This is a genomic window from Mangrovivirga cuniculi, from assembly GCF_005166025.1.
GTDB lineage: Bacteria > Bacteroidota > Bacteroidia > Cytophagales > Cyclobacteriaceae > Mangrovivirga > Mangrovivirga cuniculi.
Window position 1 is genome coordinate 2,914,879 of sequence record NZ_CP028923.1, and the last position, 22,282, is coordinate 2,937,160.

Below are 22,282 nucleotides of genomic sequence, written 5' to 3' on the forward strand. Positions count from 1 at the left end.
TTAGTATAGTTATTGATCATTTCAACGATTAGTCACATCCTTAAACTGGCGCCAGGGTCACGCTGGTGCCCTCTACCATTTATACTGCTGCTGTTCCAGAAGTTAGCGTAGCGTATCTGGAAGCATTGATAAACGAGATTTAAAATCCCGACTATTGAATAACTGTTTCGTGAGGACACGAACCAGGGCGGTTGATTTCGTGAGGACATGAAACAGGGCGGTAATTATATTGTAAGGAGACTAAAAATGGCCTACTAACAATTAATTCACCATCCCCAACTCCCATCTACTCCTTTAAAAGGTCCAACAACATCATCGGTAATCCAGCCACCGTAAAAACCTCCGGGTTGAGGAACTACAACCTCTTTATCCACAAGGCATTGATCCACTCTGCCTGCGTAAAAAGCAAGATAATTTTTAATCTCTTCAAATTCTTTTGTCGGATCATCATAATACCAGGCAGCATTTTCCGACCACTTCCCTCCTGCTTTCAAGTCATAATATCTTCCTTTACCTTTCCATTCGCAATGAGTTTCCAGATCTGAATCTAAAAGAAACTTTTTATTCACATCAGAAGGTGGAATGTAGAATTGGGGCGGATGACTGGTTTCCAACACCCTGTAACATTTATTGCTTCGGGCAATACATTCATTATTAAACCAGACTTCGATCAATTTACTCGTTCTTTCAAGCAACGGAGGCCTTGGGTAATCCCATACTGACTCCTGCCCCTTTCCCGTTTTTTCCGGATTTGGTTTCTTCATATTTCTTTAACAGGTTATTGAAGATTAAGTTATTGGATATTTGGGATTGATGATTGGTTATAAGAGATCAGTTATTAAGTTATTAGTTATTCGATTGACAGTGATGGGTCTGCTACATTTGACTGGACATTAAGATAAGCTAAAAAGATGGGTCTGCTACATTTGACTGGACATTAAGATAAGCTAAAATGATTAACTTACAGTCAAATGGCAAAACATCGAAGATAAATGCTTTCGCATTTTAATGCTATTCCAAATGTCTCATCTATAAACTAGCGCCAGCGTCGCGCTGGTGCCTTCTACAATAAAAAAATGATGCTATTACAGATGTTAGCGAAGCGCATCTGGAACTGAATAACTGTTTCATGAGGACACGAACCAGGGCGGTTTTGACTAATTCCGGATTCAAATCCGGCCTATTACCGGTTCGACATGCCCTGCGGAACATATCGAACAACTGCTTTTTTTAATGTGGCTACGTCTAATCAGGTTACAAATAAAAAATGATGCTATTCCAGATGTTAGCGAAGCGCATCTGGAATCGAAGATAAATAAGGATCTTTGATCCGTACCTTACTGATTCGAAAGGACACGAAACAAACTAAAACAATTTCTTAAAATACACCGCTAAGACGCAATGCACGCAAAGAAAAATGCTTTCGCATTTTGCTTGCTTCGTCCTAAAATAAGTTTACAGTTTAAAAGTATAGTCCAATTATATATTTACAATTTCACTGTAATCCTAAAATGGGTTGATTGTATTTTAGAATTTATAAACATTATGCTGTCTCTATTGTATTTAATACTATGATCTCACACGATGATAATTTCTGGATGAAAATGGCAATCGACATTGCCAAAGAAGCCAAATCTCCTTTTGGGGCTGTGTTAGTTGATTCGGAAGGACAGCAAGTGGCTATGCCAAATACTTCGAAATTTGACGGTCCAACAGCACATGCCGAGATGAATGTTTTAAGGAGAATGGATGAACTCGACTATGATTACCCGGAAGACCTGACCTTATACAGTACAGTTGAGCCCTGCCCGATGTGTATGGGGGCAATTATCTGGGCCGGAATCGGAACATTAATCTATGGAGCATCAATAAACGATGCAGCAAAACACGGAGATCAGATCATGCTTAGCTGTAATGAATTAGTACAAAGATCTGATACCGATATAGTCATTAAATCAGGACTCCTCTCAGATCAATGTCAGGCCTTATTTCACCAGAAATTATAGTCGGATAAGTGAGCTTAAGTCAATGATGTTTAATAACTTATTAAGTACCAAAACCAATAACTAATACTCGCATGAAAGCAGTTCAGATAGAAGAAGCCGGAGGTGACTTTAAAGTGGTTGACCGGGATGTACCCGAACCATCAGAAAATGAAGTACAGATAAAAATTGAAGCTTGTGGTATTTGCCACAGTGATATGTTCGTCAAAGAAGGTGCCTTTCCGGGTATCGAGTTTCCCAGAATACCCGGCCATGAAGTGGTTGGAAAAGTAACCAAGACGGGAAAAAACGTTGAACGTTTTAAAGAAGGCCAGAGAGTAGGTGTTGGTTGGCATGGTGGACATTGTTTTGAATGCGAACCATGCCGTAGAGGTGATTTTATCAGTTGCGAAAACGCTAAAATCTCAGGCATATCTTATGACGGAGGATATGCAGAGTACATGGTTGCTCCCCAGGAAGCAGTAGCGTCGATTCCCGATGAGATCGACTCTGTGGAAGCTGCACCTTTATTATGTGCAGGGATTACCACCTTTAATTCACTCCGCAACAGCCCGGCAAACCCCGGAGACGTGGTGGCCGTTCAGGGTATTGGCGGACTCGGCCATTTAGGCATTCAATTCGCAGCTAAAATGGGATATAGAGTAGTAGCAATTTCCACCAGTGAATCCAAAAAAGAACTGGCTGAAAAGCTGGGCGCGAAACATTTTATTGATACCAGTAAACAGGATCCAGTTGAAGAATTACAAAAATTAGGCGGAGCAAAAGTAATCTTATGTACAGCCCCAATACCGATGCGATTAGTAGCGTGGTAGATGGAATGGCTATTGACGGCCAGGTATTGATCGTTGCAGCTCCCGGAGATAGTATTTCGGTTGCTCCATTTTCTCTGATAATGGGAAGGAAATCAGTTGCAGGATGGCCAAGCGGTACTGCTCTCGATTCAGAAGATACTTTAAACTTCAGTGCTTTATCAGAAGTTAGGCCGATGATAGAAACGTTCCCGTTAGAAAAGGCGGCAGAAGCCTATGACAGAATGATTAATAATAAAGCAAGATTCAGAGTTGTATTAACGATGGATTAGAAAAGTATTTAATTCCAATTCAATTATAAGTTGCGCCCGGAGAGATTCGGGCGTTTTTATTAAACAAAACTCCAGGGATCAAAGTCTTTCATAAACTCCTGTTTATTAACTATTAAAACTTTCTTTATCCCCTTTTCATATTTTGGTGTAAAGGCATAATTAAAGCACAAATAGTAAACAGCACCATTCTTAGTTACATAAATACCGCTGAAATTTTCAAATCTGAAGCCCATACTATCCAGAACAGATTTACGCACAATAGTTTTTCCTTTGTAGCAGAGAGTCTTTAGAATACGACGATTATTTCTGACATAAGAAGTCAGGCTTCTGATCATCATTTCCTCATGATTATTATTTTGAAAATGATATGCACTTCTACAGTTGGCATCACAGAATAACTGGTCTGCACGGCCATGCAATGAATTGTTACATTGCTTGCATTTCCTGGTTTCAACAAAAGTTCCCGACATAGTATTAAATGATTGGTTGATATTAATAATAATCATTTTACAGATTAAAAATCAACCTTTAAGACTAATAATTACTAAGAAAAACATTCATAACCGTGAGATTATACGCATAATATACGTATATAAACGTTTAATCTTACAGCTAAGTCCAAAACATTTCGGTAATTAACAGCAGAATAATTTGACTATTTATGATTGAGATTCTGTTGAAAAAAATCGATGATAAAAATTGCCTGATATGTGAATTTGAATACGACAAAAGGATTATTGAATTAGTAAAATCGATTCCAGGGAGAAAGTGGCACCCGAAAAATAAATACTGGTATTTTGAAGACACCCCACGCAATTACCGGGAGATCAAAAAAGTATTAGCAAATTATCATTTACAAATAAGTCCTGAAATCCTTGAAAAATATGATTCAGATATGCTGAAAAGCAGTGTTTCACAAAAAACAAATACTAACAAAAAGAAAAATAAAAATCCTTTCACAAGAAAGAAGCGACGGGTCCCTGTACCTAAAGAATACATTCACAAACTGGAAACAGTACGATACAGTAAAAGCACAATTGATACATACATCTATTACTTTTCAGATTTTCTAACTTATTGTCAGATCGAAAATTCGGATACGATGACTGATGAGCAGGTTAAAAGCTATCTTTTATATCTTATTCATGATAAAAAGGCATCTCAAAGCACTCAAAACCAGGCAGTGAACGCCATAAAATTTTACCTGGAAAAAATAAAAGGAGAAGACCGGAAGTATTACTGGATAGATCGTCCCAGTAAGGAGAAAAAACTACCTGTGGTACTGAGTGAAGAAGAAGTGGTACGCATGCTTAAGACACCGATGAATCTGAAGCACCGGTGTATGCTGACGTTAATCTATAGTGCTGGACTACGAGTAGGTGAAATGATTGATATGAAAATTTCTGATATCGATGGTGATCGCATGTTAATTCATGTAAAAGGCGCCAAAGGCAAAAAAGACCGCACTACATTGCTGTCGGAGAAGACATTATTGCTATTGAGAGAATATTACAAAAAGTATAAACCCAAACGATGGTTGTTTGAGGGCCAGGGTGGGGAAAAATATTCTGCGAGTAGCTTAAGAAAAGTATTTCACAGGGCAAAAAAGAACGCTGGGATAAAAAAGGACGCAACTCTTCATACGTTGAGGCATAGTTTTGCAACGCATTTATTAGAAAGAGGGACAAATTTACGATACATCCAAAATTTGCTAGGCCATTCAAGCAGTAAAACAACAGAAATATACACCCATATCACAAGTAAAGGAATGAATGAAATTAAAAGCCCATTAGATAATTTAGAAATATGAAACCAGCCACATACTTGTTCAAACAGATTTTTGTAAATAGTGACTCAGGCATTATATTGCAAGGAAAACCAAATACATATATGGAATAAGAGCCACTGAGTGGCGCTTAGCCATTCGTTGTGGCGCATTATAGGAAACCAAGTACCATATGAGATTATTTAAACAGAATAAAGAAAGTTGGGGGAATTTTAGTGGGAATATAAACATCTACGATAATCTCAAAGATTCGGATATTCCAAAATTGATAAAAGAACCAAATATCCATTCAATTCAGTTTTATCAATTCAAGACCCCAAATGAAAAGACTTGGAAAGTTCTAAATAACTTCTACGAGCAATTTCCTGATATCAGATTGCATATTTTCTGGTACGATTTAGTGGACTTTGGATTCTTAAAACATTTACCAGCAGTAAAGAGATTTGCAGTTTCATCATTTATGACAAAGGATTTCACTCCGATTAAGGATTACCTTGATTTGACTGGGTTAAGTGTTGGAGAGACAAAATCTGTTGCGGTTGATTTAGGTTTTATTTCTGACTTTAAGGATTTGAAATACTTCTACGTTGATGGAATGAAAAAAGGACTTGCAAGTGTTTCACAGCTTAAAAACTTGGAGGTGCTAACATTACGTGGCGTAAAACTGCCAGACTTGGAGATAATTCAAGATTTAAGAAAAATTAGAGAGTTGAACCTATTGTTTGGCAGCTATAAAAACCTTGATGCTATTTCGACTCAAACTAATTTGCAAGAACTTGAGATTAGCAGAACACGACAGATTCCCAATTATGATTTTTTAAGTTCATTGAATAACCTTAAGACTTTGATTTTTGAAGGGATGTCGCAATTGGAATCATTGCCAAGTTTAAAAGGGCTTGATAGTTTAAGTAAAATCCAGATTGATAATAATAGCAGATTAGCTGACATTAATACTGTTCGGGATTTACAATCTTTAGAGACATTTTTATTGTTCTTTCCTGAAAATTTCAAGGCTGCATTAAAAAAGAAACTGATTGACCAAGCTTTCAAGATTATTTTAGACTCTAAAACGATTAATGCTACAAATATGTGGAGATTGGCTGATAATAAAACTAAACAGATTTTGAAAGACAAAAGATTGAATTTTGGGGTTATAATCCAGAAGTTGAATCGATATTTAATGAGAAATAACGACGCCACAACACGCAATATACGTAAGCCGGGGGATACGGGTATTTTAAAGTTTTGTACATTTACTCAAAATTGTAACGGTTTGATAGGTTGGAGCTCCGAATTCCCGGCCTCCGCATATTGCCATCCGTTAGCAGCAAGGTAAATAAATGAAATGGCAATAGATTACGAAAGACGACTACAGAATCTTCAAGCAAGACGATTCGATAAAGAATTGAATGAGTCTGTATTAACCAAATCATTCAGTTCTACCAGTATTCCAAAGAATATTAAGTATTTAATGGAATCTATGGTGAAAATAGATAAAAAATATAATGATCGAACTCTTGAAGCTGCTAAGAGAGTTCAAAAGCACCTAGAAAATGGATATGATTTGCACTTTTCTAGGGCTTATAGAACCCAAGGTTCGGTGACTACTTCTACAAATATTAAAGTGCATAGTGACTTTGATCTACTTACTATTATAGATCGTTACCATTTTAATGGAATTGGTGTTCCAAATAACAACCCATATACTGACTCTGAACCAAATTCTGATATAAAGAAACTCAGGAGTCAATCAGAGAAAATAATGGATAATATCTATGACGAAGTAGATAAGAGCGGGAAAAAGAACATTTCTATTTTCAATAAATCTTTGAACAGGAAAGTGGATATTGTTTTTTGCTTTTGGTTTAATTCCAAGAAATATGAAGATACACTTAACGAGTATTATCGGGGAGTTTATTTATTCGATTTTACTGAAGATGAAAGAATATTAGACTATCCCTTTGCTCACATAAGCCAGGTGAATACAAAAGGAGATAATACAAATGATGGTTCACGAAAAGGAATTAGGTTACTAAAGACTTTAAAAGCTGATAATGAAGAAATTGATTTAAGCAGCTTTCATTTAACAACGATTGTTCACTCGATTCAGAACAGTGAACTATATTTTCTTAAAGGTAAAGAAATTGATATAGCCAAAGCAATTAGCAACCAACTTCAAAAGTTAATAAATGATCCGGAATATCGAAGAAACGTTGAAAGCCCCAATGGCACTGAAAAACCTCTAAAAGATGATACTATTGATGGAATGAAAACAATTAAATCAGATTTAGATGAATTAATAGCTGATGTGCATAAGGAGCTTTACTTAGGCTATTTTCAAAAAGGAGAATTAATATATTCATAATGAGAAAGAAAAGAATTTTTATCGGCTCTTCTTCCGAAGAGTTGAAACTTGCCACTTCCGCAAAAGCAATTCTTGAAAAGGATTTTGAGGTAACTATTTGGAATGATAGTGTTTGGGACTCATCTATATTCAAAATAAATAATAATTTTTTAAATGACTTACTTAAAGCCTCTCTTCAATTTGACTTTGGTATTTTGTTAGGTACAACAGATGATAAAGTAGAATATCGAGAAAGTATTGTAATGCAACCTAGAGACAATGTTTTATTCGAACTGGGTCTTTTTATTGGACGGCTCGGACTTTCAAAGTGTGCATTTGTCGTAGATAAGGAATTAAAAGTTCTTTCAGATATATCAGGGATTTCATTAGCAAGATTTGAAAAAGGAGAAGTTTCAAGTTTTATCACAGCAATTTCTCAGGTTGCAGAAATGTTTAAAAGCCAAATTGATTCTGATATAAATTTTTTCCCTTCATCAACACTTGCTTCAGTATATTTTGAAAACCTTATTTCCCCAACATGTAAATTTATTATTGAGAATGGAGGATTTGAAGAAGATGGTAAGAAGTATTCCGAGTGTAAGATTCAAATCATCATACCAAAAAGATTAAATTCTGACGTTAACCTTCAGTTTGAACAGTTAAAAAGAGGGTTTAAGACTAAATCTGTATCTTTTAATTACGCAGGAAGACCCAGATTTATAAACCTTGAAACAGAAATTAAAGATGGGAAACTTATATTTATTGATTTCCCAACGGTTCTTTCGGGTATAAATTATGCGATTTCAAATTTACTTCCACAGGACTTCAATCAAATGAGTGCTGATTATGACCAAATAATTAATAGAGAGTTAGAAAGATTCATATATTCTATTAAACAACTTGCTTTAAGAAGCGGATTTGATGAATTTTTAGAAATTAAACGAGAGGACATAAAATAACAATCCCAGCTGCTAACATCATGTATGTAATCATAGCCGCGCAAGGCAATCGCACGAACCAAAGCTACAGATTCATACATTAAGCGTTATATGTCATTAGAGTTTAGTGCTCACCCGGGCTGTTTAGAGTCAAATTAATTCACTGCTTTTCTTTATTCTTTCCATAGTGGATTTCGGGGAAATCCACCACTTATACCATCAATTGAGTCCAGGAGAAAAATTTTTTTATTTTCGATCAGACGAATGATGGTTTTTATGAATCGGATTAAAGGGAATCTGAATTTATGATCTGGTACCTGCTTTTTGGCACTAAACTTTTTTCACCAGTTAGGGCTGTTTAAGGTAATGGATAGAGGATGAAACTAGCTGCCTGCCTCCTGCCCCGGCCTCTGCCATTCATATTGGATGATGTTCTCAGCCTTACCGGATGAAGAAACGACATATAACAATGGTTATGTCCCACCGTTTTGTTTTTCAGATGGAGCGATTATCTTTGAAGATCAGCTATGCGTTTTTTATGTAGCCGTATGTTTCGGCGGACACATAGCCTTGACGTTATAGATCATTAAAAATCAACTATGAAGAGATTATTTTTTATTTTTTTTGTGATAATAAGTTATAATTATTCTCATTCTCAAACACTAAAGGATATATTCATTCAATTATCGAAATATGACAATTTAAGTAAGGATGATAAAGAATTGATGATAAAAAACTTCTATTCTTATGAAAGGGGGTATGATCCAGGAGTAGGTTCACAAAAATATTATTTATCTATATATGAACCCAATAATGGATTTCTCTCATACGGTGGAGCAGGAGAATTTTATGTTGGACTTGTATATTGGAATTTATCAAATGGAGGGCAATTGATTGCTTATTATCATCAAACATGTGGACCAATATGTGATGAGAATATAAAGTTTTTTAGACGGCATAACTCAAAATTAATCTATCAAGAATTGTTCAATATTCTGCCTACAGTTACAATAAATGATTTTATAGATATTGATAAAATGATTAATGATGGTCTCAATGTTGACGAAATTATCAAATCATTTTATAGTTATGACTTGGGATTTATATTACCACAAAAAGGTAAAAATTTAATTATTGATTCTCAATATATTGAATTATTCTTCCCTAAAGAATACGAAGAATATAAACTTGGACAAACCATTGAATTGGTATGGAATGATGGAACATTTATAAAACAGGAATAAACGGATCTATAACAGCACCTAAGCATCATACCCCACCCCGAGGGATGGGGTACGCCGCTTAGCTTGAACGTTATGCTCAACATGAATTGACTCAAAATACGTCTTAATAGATTATTGACTTTTAACTTAAAATGGGAGCTCGTAAAATTTAACTGATAATATAGTTTTTGCTAAAACTTAAATAACAGTGGCACAAATTGATTTATATGGAGAAAGATCTTAAAAAAAATATAATTCGGATATTCTGCGACATAAGTATTCTTTTGTGCGGTTTATGGATTATCAATATTCTATTATTAGATGTGGAATCACACTATCTGGCTCCCTTATCTATTCTTATTATCCTCCCTTTAATAATATCACTTACTTTACTAAAGAACAGCATATTCAATTTAAATAAATCACCAATTATAAAACTCCTTAACATACTTGGGGGATTCATAATGACACTCCCATTAATCCTTTTTGTTTTTGGGAAATTAGGTAGATTTGATTGGTGGACTTTTGCGATGGTAGGGATTGCTCAAATATTTTTAATTGGACAATCAATATATTTATTTTTAAGTAAAAAATGATGAGCATAACAGCACCTATATGCCACCGTTTTGTTTTTCAGTTGCGGCTATTATCTTTGGGTGTCAGCTATGCGTTTTTTAAGTAGCCGTAGGTTTCGGCGGACACATAGCCTTGACGTTATGCTCAATGAAATAATGGATCAAGAAAAACATCTAACAAGCATAGTAGGATACCTAAGTGATTTCTTTGGAGTATTATCTGACGGATATAACCCAACGATAATATGGTTAAATATAGATTTAGAAAACAAACCTAACCCATCAGATTTATTTAAAGAACATTGGATAGGAGAAAATTCAATGGAAAATATTTTAGAAACTAAGACTGAACTTAAAAACAATTTTGAATCACATCTGAATCGCTATTTTGAATGGTCATTAGAACATCTTAAACTTGATAATAAAGCACCTGATATTTTCAAATCTGAATATCATTTAGAAAACTTGAACGAACTAATTAATAAGGTGAAATTGGAGATTCTTGAATACTTTGGAGAGAAAAAGTTAACCCTTACTGAATATACTATTGACAGTATTGATGGAAGCATAGTCAAATATCTATTTATAGACTTTGAAGATGGGAGTGCTCATTTCGCCTTTGGGAATTATGTACATTAAAAAGAGCATAACACGGTATATAGCAAATAGGGCGTTCAGTGGTTAACGAAAATTCTCTATTATTTACAACCACCGCCAAATCGTTGATTTGGCTTTTAAGAATGAATAAATTAAAAACAAAATACAACGTTTTGGCTCAGTGGAGACTTGAAAGTTTATTGCTTTCTACTGCCCTACTTGCCATATACTAAACGTTGATTTCCATTAGGATGAATAATATCGAATCACTAAATATAGAATTAAAAAACAAAGGATTAATTCAAACACGGAATATGGATCCTTTAGAAGTATTGGTGAATACAAATGTTTCTTCAAAACCTTATCAAACCATCCTGATAGAATTTATTGATTTATTATCAGGGAATGAATTAGAAATGGTAATTAGGGCTTTACCAGAAAAGGGGATTAAAGGAGTTTCTAAGAAATTAATAGATATTCTTAATAATTCGAACAATTATCCCAATTTGGATTTATGGACAGTTGGTAATGCCTTAAATATCATTGATGATAAATCTGTTTATAATGATATTCTTAAAATTTGTAGGAATAAGGATATCGGAATGGCTAGGCAAATGTTAATGAGTACTTTAAGAAAAATCAACACCGAAGAATCTTTTAATATATTAATAGAGTCTTTGCAAGATGAGTCTATTAGAGGTCATGCAATTGAGGAATTAGGTAAATGGGGAGATATCAGAGCAATTGAACCAATTCAAAATACAGAGGTTAAAAAGGGACTTTATGAAGCAAGGATAAAGAATAAAACAATTAAAAAACTGAAACAGGCAATCAACAATAGCTAAGAGTCATCCCCCACCCCGAGGGATGGGGTTCGCCGCTTAGCTTTTACGTTGCCAGCAATGCAAAGAGACATGAGAGTTCCAATAAACATATTGATATTTATTCTACTTGGTATTGGATTAAATTTAATAGCACAGGATAAAGAGCCGAATAAACTAGAAATGAATAATTTTCAGATTCTAGAAAATGCGGATATTAGAATAATAAATATTGACACTTTGTTCAATGATTCAACAGGTCTTGAGCGAATTATCGGATATGATAAGAACAACAAGATTGTGAAAATTACTTCTTTAAATAAGTATTCAAGCCTTGGATTAATGGGTAAAAGAATAGAGGTTTATAACATAGCCGAGAAAAAGGTTTTAGAGCAAAGTTTTGACTATAAAGGGATTTTATGGCATCAATATATTTACGAATATGACTCATTGAATCGGATAATAGCGAAAGAAGGATTTAGCTCAGGAGAATTAGGACATCGGATTGAATATATTTATAAGGCAGATACAATGGTCGGAGAAAATGAGTATAGAAATGGACAATTGGTTAACTCGAAAACATATTAACAATGATTAAGAAATTCATAACTGGTACACTATTGTCTGTTTTGGTATTCTTTTCAATTTCGTTCATAACCATCTTGACTCAAATAAATTCACCTCTTCATAGATACGAAAGCTTTGACCATAAAATAGGTTTCCCGTTTAACTACTATCATGAATTTATAGTAGATTGTCCAATCCCAAATTCAGGTTGGAATATTAATAACCTGATTATTGATTGTTTAATAACGTGGATTATTGTAACTGGATTATATTTGATAATAAAACATGAGAAATAAAGCACATGCTGGCAACACTAAATATAAGCAATAGCGGTTTCTGTGTGTGCTCGAGCGGTGGTGGTTTTAATCAGCCCCGCCAAATCTGCCGATTTGACTATTTAATTAAGGTGCAGCTTTGGCTACTTTGTAACTTGATACGAAACCGCTTTAAAGCCCGCTCTGCTCATATTATTACCGTTATGCACAACATGCTATGAAATCATTAAATTTAAAGCTGAGTCAAAAGATTCCAGATATTAAAAGTATCAGACTCTATGATGAGAATTTATGGGTTCATTATAATAATGGAGATCTAAGTTTGCTGAGTTTGAGTGGTTCACTTAACAAACACTTGTCTGATGTAGAATATTATGAAAAGTATGACAATAAAATATTCTACCAAAGCAAAAATCTGGAATCACTAAAATCTATTAACATAAAGACTTTAGAACGGAACGAAATAGAAGGGGAATTTTCACTTCTTGGATGTAATGTCTATGGACAGAATTTTTTCTACGTATTAAGCTTAGATTCATCTAAAACCAAGGTGCTTTCTGTTTTAAGTAAAGATTTAGTATTTCACAAACATATTCCTGGAGATTCAATTCCTGTATCAGAATTTGAAAATGGAATGATCTATTCTAAAAAAGGTGGTTTATCTTTTCTAAATATTGAAACAATGAGTACTGAATGGTATTTTGAGTTTTCAGAAAACGAAAAGTTTCAAAAATACCCTAATCAATTTCTAATTTCAGGAACCAACTTAATACTAAACATTAGTAAAAAATCTGGATTCGATACATCTCATTCACTATTAGCAATTGACTTAAAAAAAGGAGTCAAGAAATGGGTCCGTGATATTCCTTGGCTATTTTTTCAAGACAAGAACCGAATCTTTATTATTCAAGACAACAAATTAGTAGAAATAGATCCTGAAACAGGTAATGAAATTAATTCCTTGAAATTTAATTCTAAATCAAATTTTTCAATACCACTTACCAGTATTAAAAACGACAAATTAAACGCTTTTAGCAGATTTGATAAAAACCATTACAAAGACGAAATCCATTCAATTTCTCTGAATAACATGACTTACGAAGCGATTTACCAATTGGACAACATTGAAACATACAATTTCAAAAGTCCAATTATTGCTATGGATAAGGTATTTCTACACGAAACATTTACAAATCAACTTTTCGTTTATGAATGAAAAGTGCATAACACGCTGTATATTTCATGGCTGGTTAGTGGTTTCAGAGGCTTTGGTTCTTCGTAGAAATCCCGTCAATCTGCAAGATTGACTAGCTTTGGAGGATAAATTTAGGAAGTCAATCTTGCAGATTGACTCAGTGTTAAACCGAAATTTCACTACCTTTAATTCAGCCACGAAACATACAGTAATCGTTATGCCAAATTAAACTCAATTAATGGACACAAGAGTAAGATTATCATCAAACAATAAATTTCTAAATATATTTACCCCATTGTCATTATCAATATTTTTTATCTTTTACATTATAGAATTCAGTGAAGAATTAAAAACTGGGACCCCTTTAGTTGTAACAATAATAATTGGGATAATTCTGTTATTAACTATAATCAATGGATTTAAGGACAATAATGAAATTTACTATGATACTGATTACCTTTATATAACAAGAAATAAAGAGACCATTCAAATACCAATTAATAATGTACAGAATATTAATTGGACTACTAGGAAGCAAAAAATTTTGGGTATATTTTTATTTTACTTGTATGAAATTAATTATTTGAACAACAATGGAATTAATTCTGAAATCTCATTTTGGATTGGATCAGACTCTTCAAAAATTGATGATTTTAGAAACACAATATTGAATAGGAAAAAATAAACAACCTTGGCATAACAGCATGTATGCAGTTATGACGGCAGTAGAGTTAGCTCAAGCGACGGATTCTCGCTGGATTTCAATGTCCTATCGGACGCGAAATCGGCACGATAATCCGCCTCAACTCATACATCGAACGTTATGGGCAAGCTAAAATAAAATGAAACAGCTTCTAATTTCAATTATCATTATCATCACCTTAACCGGCTGTTCATACAATACAGACTTTTATATTTTTAACAACTCCGAACAGCCTTTACATGTGGAATATCAAACAAAAGAACATTCCAACTCCGAACCATTTGTAACGGACCCAAGAATTGTAGAATTTGATAAAGACATGAATATAATTGAAATAAAAAAAGCTTACGATTTCACATTTGAAAGTGAAACCAAAATAATTAGCTGTAAACTAAGTAGTGGTCAAGCATTGTGGATTGGACGTGATTTGAATTTTACATTAACAAATGAAGACGAAGCTAAAATATTGAAAGACAATATAAGGTATCTGAAATTACAGACTGATAATGAATTGATAAATGCAACTGAAGAAAATATCTTAGATCTATTTAAAACTTTTGATATTCAAACAGTTGGTATAGAAATTAAATAAAGCCACCCCATAACAATGGCGAGCATCCACAGCCCCGCAAGGGCCAGTACACTGACCCAAACTGCACAAGCTAGCCTGGCCGTTACCAGCAAGCTAAAAAGACGACACAACAGATAAAATGACACCTGAAGAATTTGCAAAGAATTTTTATTTAGAACGAAAATCCCTTGTGGACTTATATCTAAATTCAGACAGCGAAAGTGATGTTTCTAAACTGATTAAAGACTTAAAACTTGACGAGCAGAAGACTGAAAAAATTCGACAAATATTGAATGGCGTTCTAAGAGATGCATTTTATACAACTTTGTTAGGACTTGACGGTGAAGCTCAAATTGGAGAACGACAAGAAACATATAAAATTGAAGATGAAAACGGAAATGAATTGACAGGTGGTGAAATCGAAAGTTATGCTTGGGAATACTTCCACAACAACAAATTTGAGTCTGACCATTCAAAGGCTGACTTCATAGCAACATTAACATACAAGTCTACGGAACAAGGGGGACGAAAAACAGCAGCTAGATCAGGTTATAGACCGCAGGTAAAATTTGATTTTGAAGAAATGCAGACTTCGGGTCAACAAACCTTTATTGATAGAGAACTTGTTTTTCCTGGCGACACAGTCGAAGCAGAAATAAACATTTTATCAGCAGACTTTTTCGAAAATAAACTGAGTGAGAATATGGAATTTGAATTTAGAGAAGGAGCGACTGTTATTGGAACCGGAAGAATTAAGCAGATAATAAATGAAAAATTAAAAAAAGCCAGCAGGTAACACAGCATATAGCTTATGGCGGGTGAACGGCTGCCAGCAAGGTTTCGCTCCTTAGCTAGCATTGGTTTCGGCCGACAAGTAAGTGCTCCGAAACCGCCACAAGCCATATGCAAACCGTTAGGCTACATTAATTTTGACATAAGCAACTATTTACTTATCTTTAACGTTAGTAACGAATAGAGTAAGCATTGATAAAGACATTTGGAGATAAAGAAACTGAGAAAGTCTTTGATGGAGTAAGATCAAAAAAACTTCCAGAGGACATTCAAAGAATCGGCAGACGTAAGCTAAGAATGATTAACAACTCATTTTCAATAAATGATTTAAGAATTCCTCCTGCTAACAAATTAGAAAAACTATCTGGTGATCTTAAAGATTATCATAGTATTAGAATTAATAAGCAGTGGAGAATAATTTTCAGATGGGAAAACAATGATGCTTTTGATGTTTCAATTGTTGATTATCATTAATTATGAAAAAGCTACCTAATATACATCCTGGAGAAGTTCTTAAAGAAGAATTTTTAGAGCCTTTAAATATAAGTGCATATAGATTATCAAAGGAAACTTTTATTCCTCAGACAAGAATAAGTGAAATTATTCATGGTAGAAGAAGAATCACTGCTGATACTGCACTAAGGTTTTCAAAGTTTTTTGGGACCTCAGCTAAATTCTGGATGGGGTTACAGGACGATTTTGATCTAGAAGAACAAAAAGAGAAATCAAAACAAGAAATACAGGACATTAAAAATTATAGTAACGTAGCCTAACAGCATGTATGCAGTTATGTCGGCAGTACTGCCAGGTCAGGCACCGGATTCTCGCTGGATTTCACTGTCCTATCGGACGCGAAATCGGCACGATAATCCGCCACAAACTCATGCATCGGACGGTAGTAGTAATATAGAGCTATAATAGATGAGATTACTTTTATTAATTGGATTTTTTGCTTTTTATTCTAATTCCTATGCTCAGGATAAAGAAAATGGATCTTTATTTACTCGATTCGATTATTTCCATAGTGATATCATAAAAAATAGAATAAATGATATTATCAAAATTGATTCAACGAAAAAGGCTTGTGAGATAATTTTCAATTCATATGATAAAAATGACATTTTAGTGTCTCAGTTGAAATACAATCAATGTCAAAGCAACACAAAATTTGCCTATCATAGAAGGGAAATATATGACAAGAATGGAAAAATTCTTTTATAACAATAATGGACAAATAATAAAAAAATCTGGATTTGGTTCAGGAGAAATCGGCTTAACTATCAAGTATTTCTATTCAGATAATGGAGAATTAATTGATAGAAAAGCTTTTAGAATTGGGACTGAAGTGAAGGATTACTATAAATAAATAATACTACCAACACTACGTTAGCAAGCATTAAAAAACACTCGCAGATGAAAATTGCAAGATTATTGTTATTATTTATCATTTCATCAACAACATATGGACAGGAAGTAGATACACTAACTTTTTACTCAAAAGCATTTCAAGAAGTAAGAACCGTATATGTTCACAAACCAGATTTTTACAAATATAAATCGGATTCTGTAAAGCTTCCAGTAATATATTTACTTGATGGACAACATGAATGGTTTATAAATCCGATACTTTCAGACATAAAATATTTACAATATACGCACGAAATCCCAAATGCAATAGTAGTTGTTGTTCCTCATAAAAACCGGAAGAAAGAATGTGGAATTGTAGATTTAAAAAAAGAATTACCCCTTGATGCTTTCATTACGAAAGAACTTGACAAAAAGCTTTTAAAGTATAATCCAAGTAATATTAAAGTAATTATTGGTCACTCCTTTTCAGCATCATTTTCACTCTATTCATATTACAAACATCCAGACTATTACACTTCTGTAATAGCAAACACGCCACTTGATGAATTGGAGTTGTTAGTTACAAGTTTCCGAGAAAATAATAAAATTGAAAAAAGCAAAATTTTGATAAGTATAGGTGGAATATCACGAAGTAAAGACTACTATCATCGAAGAAAGTATAATGAACTAAAAATAAAGCATCCAGCCTTTTTTAATTCAATCAAAGTGTTTGAAGCCGACTATTCCGCACATAATGCTGTACCAATAGTATCAACACCAATTCTTCTAACAAGAGTATTTGAAAATTTTAGAGGTAGATTCTCGCATATTGCAAAAGTTAATGAAGAATATAAATTGATTTCTACACCCGAAAAGCCAGAAAATGAAGTTAAAAAAGTAATCGCAGCATCAAAAATTGGAAATTCTTTTTATCCAGCTGAAATAGCTGAAATTAATGGAATCGCTTCGAGATACTGGAATAGTGATTATATTGACATAACTACAGAAATATATAAATTGGGAATACAATATTACCCTAACTATTACGAATTTTATTTATCGCTCTACGAGTTAACAGCTAATAAAGACAAAGCAAAATCAAAAGAGTATTTAGAAAAGGCAGAGTTTCTTTTGGAAACAGTTGAAAATACTTGGGAAGGAAAGAGTGAAATTCTGAAAGAAATACGAACTGAAAAAATAAAAAACAGCTGGTAACAGCTTATATAATTTATAGCGGAAAAATTTTTAAATTTATGTTTTTTGCTTTTAAGTAAGTTTGTTGTAAGCCGAAAAGAAAGCACTCTAAAAACCGCCAAAGGTCATATACGCAAAACATTGTCTTTAATTATGCTAAATGATAAAGAAAAACATTTGATAAATTCCTTTGAAGGTAATAACAACCTTAAAAAATGGATAAAATCAATTAAAGAGTCTAACAACCCTTTTTTTCTCAAAGAAAGTGCTGAGACATACAACTGGGATGACGGATTTGAACTTCCCTCAATTATTGCAAATCATCCATATTGTGATAAAGGAACAGCTCTAACTTTGTTTTGGTTAGCGGAGGGTATTGTTTATCATAAAGGAGAAATAGCGAAGGATGAATACAATGGAGATTGGGTTAATTTTTGCGAAATGATTGGAGACAAATTAATAAATGAAACTTATAAGGAAGGCGCAGTTAGTTTCAATCCTGGACTAAGCAGGGTGTCAATATATAAATATAAAAAGTGTGGAATTCCAGAAGCACCTTATAAACCGGTAGAAGGAGTAAAAAACAGATAACAATGTATTACAAATCATGACTCCTTTCAAGCTACGCTTGTTATTTTAATTGTTGAACACACAGTAAAAAAATGAGTAGATATTTTTCAAATAGTAGAAAAGCCAGATATTCGAATGGACGAACGAACCTGATTGCAATAATAGTCCTCACAGCCATATTAAGTGGTATTCTACTCTATTTCACGAACGAAAGACAAAACAAACAAGTTCTTTACTCCTACTGCGGTGATTTTGGTTTTTATGGAAAGTCACTTGTCTTAATGAAAGACAGTACTTTCCGTTTCAGTTATCATGGTTGTAGCCAGGCGAATGGATTTATAGCAGGAAACTGGAATACAAATGGCAGGTTTTTAATCCTTTTACCAAAACAGACAAATGAACTCCTTGATAAAAAATACCAATTAAAGGATAACGAACTAATACCAATAAATAAACCAGAAGAGGATAAATTCACGCTTTGCAAGTATTATAAAAGCAAGTGGGAACGAAGTACCAAAATTAAGATCCCATAAAACAATAACAGCTTTTTGATTTTAAATTGAGGCTATTATTTTTGGATATCGTGCATTTTTTTCTGTTGATAAATAACCTGAAGGAAATAAAATCAATAAAATGTGAGTCTAAACGTATTAACAAAACCACTATTTATTTTTTCATTAGGGATATTGCTATTAAATGATCTTTATCTCAAATACGAATATTCAAATTTCTGGACAGGTAAATTTTCTGACCTTTCCGGACTTTTTTTGTTCCCTTATTTTTTATCTTCTCTTCGCATCAAATGGACGAAAGAAATTTACATAGGAACGGCGATATTATTTATTTTCTGGAAATCTGAGTTGTCTCAACACATTATTGATTGGTTTCAGCAGAATGGAATCGGTGTTAGCCGAATTGTTGATTATTCAGACTTATTTGCACTTCTTATTTTACCATTTTCTTATATCTATTTTAAAAAGCACATTGATGCCAATAAAAATATTCGCAAATCATTAGCAATACCAATAGTCGCGATTAGTATCTTTTCGTTTTGGGCAACGACTTTACCCAGGGAACAGGTCAAAATAGATTTTAAAATGAATCAAATATACCACATAAATAAGCCTAAATCAGAAATACTGGAATCGTTAAGTGCAGGACATCCATATAGTGAAAACCCGGACAAGAATTTAATTGATAGCCTTTTTTATATAAACTTTGATTTGATTGAAGATTACCGAGCTGATATTACTGTTTTATCTACCATTGTCTCAATAGATTCAAATAGAACTATAATAAAACTTGATTCTGTTTTATATGGTGAAATAACGGGCAATCTGGTAACAGGAGTTAAAAAAAGCTATTTGGAACACTTTAGATCATTGGACAAAAATGACTTTAAGGAACTTTTGATAAAACAGTAATATCTCCGATCAAAAATGAAGAATCACTGAAAGATGTTTATTTTGATAATAAAAGTATCCACGACAACTACTAATTAAATAACCTACTACCAATATTGTATAAGTTACTTCCCCTAATCTCAAGAGTTGAGAGTAGATGCTTAATCTTGAAGTCATTGATAATTAAAAAACACTAAATGAAAAATAAAGTAAATCTTTGGTTGACACTTGCGGGAATAATAATCGGGGCAATATCCTATTGGAGAATACCTTACGATGAGTTGAATTTATCAGAAAGCAATCTCTGGCTCATTGTTGGTACCGGAACTTTAATAGGATCTGTATTTTCAACCTTACTTTTTGATCAAAAGCCATGGAAAATCGCACTTCTAGTTACTCTTGGAGTCATTCTATCAATAATTCTTAGAATAATTTACGATGTGACATTTTGGGATCCATCATCACATAACTTTGCACCATTTGAAGTTATATTTTGCATTTTTCAGTCTTTACCCACAGCTCTTATTGGTGCTTATTTAGCTATGGCCATTAAAAAATTAAGAAAATAACTATTTCAACAATTTAAATACCACATTGCCAGGCTTTACAACTGTAACAGCATTCAAAAATATGAGACAAATAATATTTACTTTAATCGTAATCTCAATAATAATCGGATGTGATTCGAAACCATCCGGACAACGAAATTTTGAAAGTAAATCAATCCCTGAAGAAACTGGTAGAAATGAAAAGCCAGATAAAGAATACCCCTTTCAGTTCCCTGAATTACCAGAAAATGGCTTTGTAATAAAACCAAAAATTTACTCTGTTAAGTTTAGATCAAGGAGCCTTTACAAATCAGACTCAATCGAATTTGATGTATATGCTGAAATCGATACAACAGGAAATGGTCAAATAAAGCAAATAACTTTCTATCATGACGAAGATTCTTTTGATATAAGATATTTTAATTATCCTATATTTAGTATTGAGGATATTGTGAACTTTGAAAAGGGTCCTAAGGTCTATTTTGAAGACTATAATTTTGATGATTTCCCGGATGTAGCAATTCACAACAGGGAAGCAAGTGGTGTAAAGAATCAGATGTATACTGTTTACTTATACAATAGTGAAAGGAATAAATACTATAAAAATAAGTTTCTCTCAAAAGTCGTTAATCCATCTATAGATTACGAATCAAAAACCCTGACTACTTTCGGACAAGGAGGTATGGCAAGCCAGATATATTCTAAAAAATTATATAGATGGAATAACGGAGATTTCGAACTTATCAAATATGAAAACCAAACTTATTCAGACTCTTTGAATCGTTTTATTCGGACTACAAAGACACTTGAAGATTCAGGTTGGACTGTCAAAGTTGATACATTAAAAGATGAGTTGACCCGGTAATATTTTGATAGTATTCACCTTGATCTTAATGAGATAATCATATAGCTGAACAATTAAGGACAGACAAATATTCCCGAATTCACTTTTTCAATCAAAAAGAACATGAAAATTTAAATACGAGTAACCAAATGGTATATAAAAGACCATAAATTGCTCCTTAAATAGAATAGGATAATTATCCGGGATTTAGGAAAGTTAGTCCCAAGTGTTTAATTTCAAATAAGGTGAAGCTTTGTAGGATACAAAGATTAGTAATTCATAACCTTCGCTTTTTGTAGCAAAAAGTTACCAAGAATTATAAAAATGAATGATAATCAGAATAACCCATTTGAAGACTCAGCGCTAACTACCATTTTAGTGGTGTCTGATATCGACCAATCCAAAGCTTTCTATGTAGATGTATTAGGGGCAAAAATATTTCGTAAATACGGGGGTGATTCATTGGTCTTGGAGTTTTTGGGGAATTGGATTTTACTGGTGACCCCGGGAGGCCCAACAGAGGATAAACCCGACACTCATTTTGTAGTCCCTGTGAATAAAGATAAGGTAAGTCATTCTTATACCATTCGAGTGAAAGACTGCAATAAGTCCTACGAAATATTAAAAGATAAAGGAGCAGACTTCATAACACCTCCCTTTACCCGGGGAGCGGAAACCCGATGTTTCTTTCGGGATCCTGATGGCCATTTATTTGAGATAAGTGAATACAGAGGATAATAAAAAAACACTGTTGCTAGTCTCAGAATAAGGCAGACAAAACTCTACACATATACTTTTCAATTCATATATGCGATAAGGTGACAACTAAAAGACCAGCCCAAATCACATGCATTAATTAACCAATATCTACTTATTTTCCTGAAAAGTTATTCTTTAAAATCAGA

The 22,282-nt window shown here is 33.5% G+C and carries 28 protein-coding genes; 26 read left to right on the top strand and 2 right to left on the bottom strand.

Annotated elements, in window-relative coordinates:
- Positions 1 to 266: 266 nt before the first annotated feature.
- Positions 267 to 764: a DUF427 domain-containing protein gene (locus tag DCC35_RS12685; RefSeq protein ID WP_137091158.1), complete on the bottom strand. Its 498-nt coding sequence runs from the start codon at positions 762 to 764 to the stop codon at positions 267 to 269.
- An 807-nt stretch (positions 765 to 1,571) separates the two neighbouring features.
- On the opposite strand from DCC35_RS12685, the gene DCC35_RS12690 reads away from it, so the two are divergent.
- From DCC35_RS12690 to DCC35_RS20950, 3 genes are all read left to right on the top strand, one after another.
- Positions 1,572 to 2,006, top strand: a complete 435-nt coding sequence (locus DCC35_RS12690; RefSeq protein WP_137091159.1) for a nucleoside deaminase — start codon at positions 1,572 to 1,574, stop codon at positions 2,004 to 2,006.
- Positions 2,007 to 2,077: 71 nt separating this feature from the next.
- Positions 2,078 to 2,815: an alcohol dehydrogenase catalytic domain-containing protein gene (locus DCC35_RS12695; RefSeq protein WP_217495830.1), complete on the top strand. Its 738-nt coding sequence runs from the start codon at positions 2,078 to 2,080 to the stop codon at positions 2,813 to 2,815.
- Positions 2,776 to 3,084 carry an MDR/zinc-dependent alcohol dehydrogenase-like family protein gene (locus DCC35_RS20950; protein WP_217495831.1) on the top strand — a complete coding sequence of 103 codons (309 nt, stop codon included), beginning with the start codon at positions 2,776 to 2,778 and terminating at the stop codon, positions 3,082 to 3,084. Before DCC35_RS12695 ends, DCC35_RS20950 begins: the two co-directional genes overlap by 40 nt.
- Before the next feature lie 59 nt (positions 3,085 to 3,143).
- Here DCC35_RS20950 and DCC35_RS12700 read toward each other — a convergent pair whose 3' ends face one another.
- A complete protein-coding gene (locus tag DCC35_RS12700; RefSeq protein WP_137091160.1) occupies positions 3,144 to 3,590 on the bottom strand; it encodes a hypothetical protein in 447 nt (148 codons plus the stop codon).
- 155 nt (positions 3,591 to 3,745) lie between these two features.
- On the opposite strand from DCC35_RS12700, the gene xerA reads away from it, so the two are divergent.
- The 23 genes from xerA (at position 3,746) to DCC35_RS12810 (ending at position 22,115) form a co-directional block, all read left to right on the top strand.
- On the top strand, positions 3,746 to 4,894 hold the full coding sequence (gene xerA / locus DCC35_RS12705; RefSeq protein ID WP_217495832.1) for a site-specific tyrosine recombinase/integron integrase: 1,149 nt from the start codon (positions 3,746 to 3,748) through the stop codon (positions 4,892 to 4,894).
- A gap of 148 nt (positions 4,895 to 5,042) precedes the next feature.
- Positions 5,043 to 6,206 carry a leucine-rich repeat domain-containing protein gene (locus tag DCC35_RS12710; protein ID WP_137091161.1) on the top strand — a complete coding sequence of 388 codons (1,164 nt, stop codon included), beginning with the start codon at positions 5,043 to 5,045 and terminating at the stop codon, positions 6,204 to 6,206.
- Between the two features lie 9 nt (positions 6,207 to 6,215).
- Complete coding sequence (locus DCC35_RS12715) at positions 6,216 to 7,235, top strand: hypothetical protein (protein WP_137091162.1); 1,020 nt, start codon at positions 6,216 to 6,218, stop codon at positions 7,233 to 7,235.
- Complete coding sequence (cap12, locus tag DCC35_RS12720; RefSeq protein ID WP_137091163.1) at positions 7,235 to 8,173, top strand: CBASS system CD-NTase-associated NAD(+) hydrolase Cap12; 939 nt, start codon at positions 7,235 to 7,237, stop codon at positions 8,171 to 8,173. The genes DCC35_RS12715 and cap12 overlap by 1 nt, the downstream gene beginning before the upstream one ends.
- Positions 8,174 to 8,751: 578 nt before the next feature.
- A complete protein-coding gene (locus DCC35_RS12725; RefSeq protein ID WP_137091164.1) occupies positions 8,752 to 9,396 on the top strand; it encodes a hypothetical protein in 645 nt (214 codons plus the stop codon).
- A 710-nt stretch (positions 9,397 to 10,106) separates the two neighbouring features.
- Complete coding sequence (locus DCC35_RS12730; RefSeq protein ID WP_137091165.1) at positions 10,107 to 10,589, top strand: hypothetical protein; 483 nt, start codon at positions 10,107 to 10,109, stop codon at positions 10,587 to 10,589.
- 209 nt (positions 10,590 to 10,798) lie between these two features.
- Positions 10,799 to 11,392: a HEAT repeat domain-containing protein gene (locus DCC35_RS12735; RefSeq protein ID WP_137091166.1), complete on the top strand. Its 594-nt coding sequence runs from the start codon at positions 10,799 to 10,801 to the stop codon at positions 11,390 to 11,392.
- Between the two features lie 69 nt (positions 11,393 to 11,461).
- On the top strand, positions 11,462 to 11,956 hold the full coding sequence (locus DCC35_RS12740; RefSeq protein WP_137091167.1) for a hypothetical protein: 495 nt from the start codon (positions 11,462 to 11,464) through the stop codon (positions 11,954 to 11,956).
- A gap of 471 nt (positions 11,957 to 12,427) precedes the next feature.
- A complete protein-coding gene (locus tag DCC35_RS12745; protein ID WP_137091168.1) occupies positions 12,428 to 13,426 on the top strand; it encodes a hypothetical protein in 999 nt (332 codons plus the stop codon).
- 217 nt (positions 13,427 to 13,643) lie between these two features.
- On the top strand, positions 13,644 to 14,090 hold the full coding sequence (locus DCC35_RS12750) for a hypothetical protein (protein WP_137091169.1): 447 nt from the start codon (positions 13,644 to 13,646) through the stop codon (positions 14,088 to 14,090).
- Between the two features lie 157 nt (positions 14,091 to 14,247).
- Positions 14,248 to 14,700 (top strand): hypothetical protein, encoded by a 453-nt coding sequence (locus tag DCC35_RS12755; RefSeq protein ID WP_137091170.1) that lies wholly within the window; start codon positions 14,248 to 14,250, stop codon positions 14,698 to 14,700.
- A 118-nt stretch (positions 14,701 to 14,818) separates the two neighbouring features.
- On the top strand, positions 14,819 to 15,475 hold the full coding sequence (locus DCC35_RS12760) for an EF-Tu C-terminal domain-related protein (RefSeq protein WP_137091171.1): 657 nt from the start codon (positions 14,819 to 14,821) through the stop codon (positions 15,473 to 15,475).
- Positions 15,476 to 15,663: 188 nt separating this feature from the next.
- Entirely contained in the window at positions 15,664 to 15,945 is a 282-nt protein-coding gene (locus DCC35_RS12765; RefSeq protein ID WP_137091172.1) for a type II toxin-antitoxin system RelE/ParE family toxin, read from the top strand.
- Positions 15,946 to 15,947: 2 nt separating this feature from the next.
- Complete coding sequence (locus tag DCC35_RS12770; RefSeq protein WP_137091173.1) at positions 15,948 to 16,244, top strand: HigA family addiction module antitoxin; 297 nt, start codon at positions 15,948 to 15,950, stop codon at positions 16,242 to 16,244.
- Positions 16,245 to 16,392: 148 nt separating this feature from the next.
- Positions 16,393 to 16,692 carry a hypothetical protein gene (locus DCC35_RS12775; RefSeq protein ID WP_137091174.1) on the top strand — a complete coding sequence of 100 codons (300 nt, stop codon included), beginning with the start codon at positions 16,393 to 16,395 and terminating at the stop codon, positions 16,690 to 16,692.
- A complete protein-coding gene (locus DCC35_RS20715; protein ID WP_175402816.1) occupies positions 16,673 to 16,837 on the top strand; it encodes a hypothetical protein in 165 nt (54 codons plus the stop codon). Before DCC35_RS12775 ends, DCC35_RS20715 begins: the two co-directional genes overlap by 20 nt.
- A 47-nt stretch (positions 16,838 to 16,884) precedes the next feature.
- Complete coding sequence (locus tag DCC35_RS12780; RefSeq protein WP_137091175.1) at positions 16,885 to 18,033, top strand: alpha/beta hydrolase-fold protein; 1,149 nt, start codon at positions 16,885 to 16,887, stop codon at positions 18,031 to 18,033.
- Between the two features lie 132 nt (positions 18,034 to 18,165).
- A complete protein-coding gene (locus DCC35_RS12785) occupies positions 18,166 to 18,603 on the top strand; it encodes a DUF4274 domain-containing protein (protein WP_137091176.1) in 438 nt (145 codons plus the stop codon).
- Between the two features lie 71 nt (positions 18,604 to 18,674).
- Positions 18,675 to 19,115 (top strand): hypothetical protein, encoded by a 441-nt coding sequence (locus DCC35_RS12790; RefSeq protein WP_137091177.1) that lies wholly within the window; start codon positions 18,675 to 18,677, stop codon positions 19,113 to 19,115.
- Between the two features lie 102 nt (positions 19,116 to 19,217).
- Positions 19,218 to 20,006, top strand: a complete 789-nt coding sequence (locus DCC35_RS12795; protein WP_137091178.1) for a hypothetical protein — start codon at positions 19,218 to 19,220, stop codon at positions 20,004 to 20,006.
- Positions 20,007 to 20,182: 176 nt separating this feature from the next.
- Positions 20,183 to 20,554 (top strand): hypothetical protein, encoded by a 372-nt coding sequence (locus DCC35_RS12800; protein ID WP_137091179.1) that lies wholly within the window; start codon positions 20,183 to 20,185, stop codon positions 20,552 to 20,554.
- 61 nt (positions 20,555 to 20,615) lie between these two features.
- The gene (locus DCC35_RS12805) at positions 20,616 to 21,398 is read left to right on the top strand and encodes an XAC2610-related protein (protein ID WP_137091180.1); all 783 of its coding nucleotides are present in this window, start codon (positions 20,616 to 20,618) and stop codon (positions 21,396 to 21,398) included.
- A gap of 303 nt (positions 21,399 to 21,701) precedes the next feature.
- Complete coding sequence (locus DCC35_RS12810) at positions 21,702 to 22,115, top strand: VOC family protein (protein WP_137091181.1); 414 nt, start codon at positions 21,702 to 21,704, stop codon at positions 22,113 to 22,115.
- Positions 22,116 to 22,282 lie beyond the last annotated feature (167 nt).

Bases quoted from the DNA above. Each gene is read 5' to 3' on its own strand.
- DCC35_RS12685 (WP_137091158.1), bottom strand. From the start codon at position 764: ATGAAGAAACCAAATCCGGAAAAAACGGGAAAGGGGCAGGAGTCAGTA.
- DCC35_RS12690 (WP_137091159.1), top strand. From the start codon at position 1,572: ATGATCTCACACGATGATAATTTCTGGATGAAAATGGCAATCGACATT.
- DCC35_RS12695 (WP_217495830.1), top strand. From the start codon at position 2,078: ATGAAAGCAGTTCAGATAGAAGAAGCCGGAGGTGACTTTAAAGTGGTT.
- DCC35_RS20950 (WP_217495831.1), top strand. From the start codon at position 2,776: ATGTACAGCCCCAATACCGATGCGATTAGTAGCGTGGTAGATGGAATG.
- DCC35_RS12700 (WP_137091160.1), bottom strand. From the start codon at position 3,590: ATGATTATTATTAATATCAACCAATCATTTAATACTATGTCGGGAACT.
- xerA (WP_217495832.1), top strand. From the start codon at position 3,746: ATGATTGAGATTCTGTTGAAAAAAATCGATGATAAAAATTGCCTGATA.
- DCC35_RS12710 (WP_137091161.1), top strand. From the start codon at position 5,043: ATGAGATTATTTAAACAGAATAAAGAAAGTTGGGGGAATTTTAGTGGG.
- DCC35_RS12715 (WP_137091162.1), top strand. From the start codon at position 6,216: ATGGCAATAGATTACGAAAGACGACTACAGAATCTTCAAGCAAGACGA.
- cap12 (WP_137091163.1), top strand. From the start codon at position 7,235: ATGAGAAAGAAAAGAATTTTTATCGGCTCTTCTTCCGAAGAGTTGAAA.
- DCC35_RS12725 (WP_137091164.1), top strand. From the start codon at position 8,752: ATGAAGAGATTATTTTTTATTTTTTTTGTGATAATAAGTTATAATTAT.
- DCC35_RS12730 (WP_137091165.1), top strand. From the start codon at position 10,107: ATGGATCAAGAAAAACATCTAACAAGCATAGTAGGATACCTAAGTGAT.
- DCC35_RS12735 (WP_137091166.1), top strand. From the start codon at position 10,799: ATGAATAATATCGAATCACTAAATATAGAATTAAAAAACAAAGGATTA.
- DCC35_RS12740 (WP_137091167.1), top strand. From the start codon at position 11,462: ATGAGAGTTCCAATAAACATATTGATATTTATTCTACTTGGTATTGGA.
- DCC35_RS12745 (WP_137091168.1), top strand. From the start codon at position 12,428: ATGAAATCATTAAATTTAAAGCTGAGTCAAAAGATTCCAGATATTAAA.
- DCC35_RS12750 (WP_137091169.1), top strand. From the start codon at position 13,644: ATGGACACAAGAGTAAGATTATCATCAAACAATAAATTTCTAAATATA.
- DCC35_RS12755 (WP_137091170.1), top strand. From the start codon at position 14,248: ATGAAACAGCTTCTAATTTCAATTATCATTATCATCACCTTAACCGGC.
- DCC35_RS12760 (WP_137091171.1), top strand. From the start codon at position 14,819: ATGACACCTGAAGAATTTGCAAAGAATTTTTATTTAGAACGAAAATCC.
- DCC35_RS12770 (WP_137091173.1), top strand. From the start codon at position 15,948: ATGAAAAAGCTACCTAATATACATCCTGGAGAAGTTCTTAAAGAAGAA.
- DCC35_RS12775 (WP_137091174.1), top strand. From the start codon at position 16,393: ATGAGATTACTTTTATTAATTGGATTTTTTGCTTTTTATTCTAATTCC.
- DCC35_RS20715 (WP_175402816.1), top strand. From the start codon at position 16,673: ATGGAAAAATTCTTTTATAACAATAATGGACAAATAATAAAAAAATCT.
- DCC35_RS12780 (WP_137091175.1), top strand. From the start codon at position 16,885: ATGAAAATTGCAAGATTATTGTTATTATTTATCATTTCATCAACAACA.
- DCC35_RS12785 (WP_137091176.1), top strand. From the start codon at position 18,166: ATGCTAAATGATAAAGAAAAACATTTGATAAATTCCTTTGAAGGTAAT.
- DCC35_RS12790 (WP_137091177.1), top strand. From the start codon at position 18,675: ATGAGTAGATATTTTTCAAATAGTAGAAAAGCCAGATATTCGAATGGA.
- DCC35_RS12800 (WP_137091179.1), top strand. From the start codon at position 20,183: ATGAAAAATAAAGTAAATCTTTGGTTGACACTTGCGGGAATAATAATC.
- DCC35_RS12805 (WP_137091180.1), top strand. From the start codon at position 20,616: ATGAGACAAATAATATTTACTTTAATCGTAATCTCAATAATAATCGGA.
- DCC35_RS12810 (WP_137091181.1), top strand. From the start codon at position 21,702: ATGAATGATAATCAGAATAACCCATTTGAAGACTCAGCGCTAACTACC.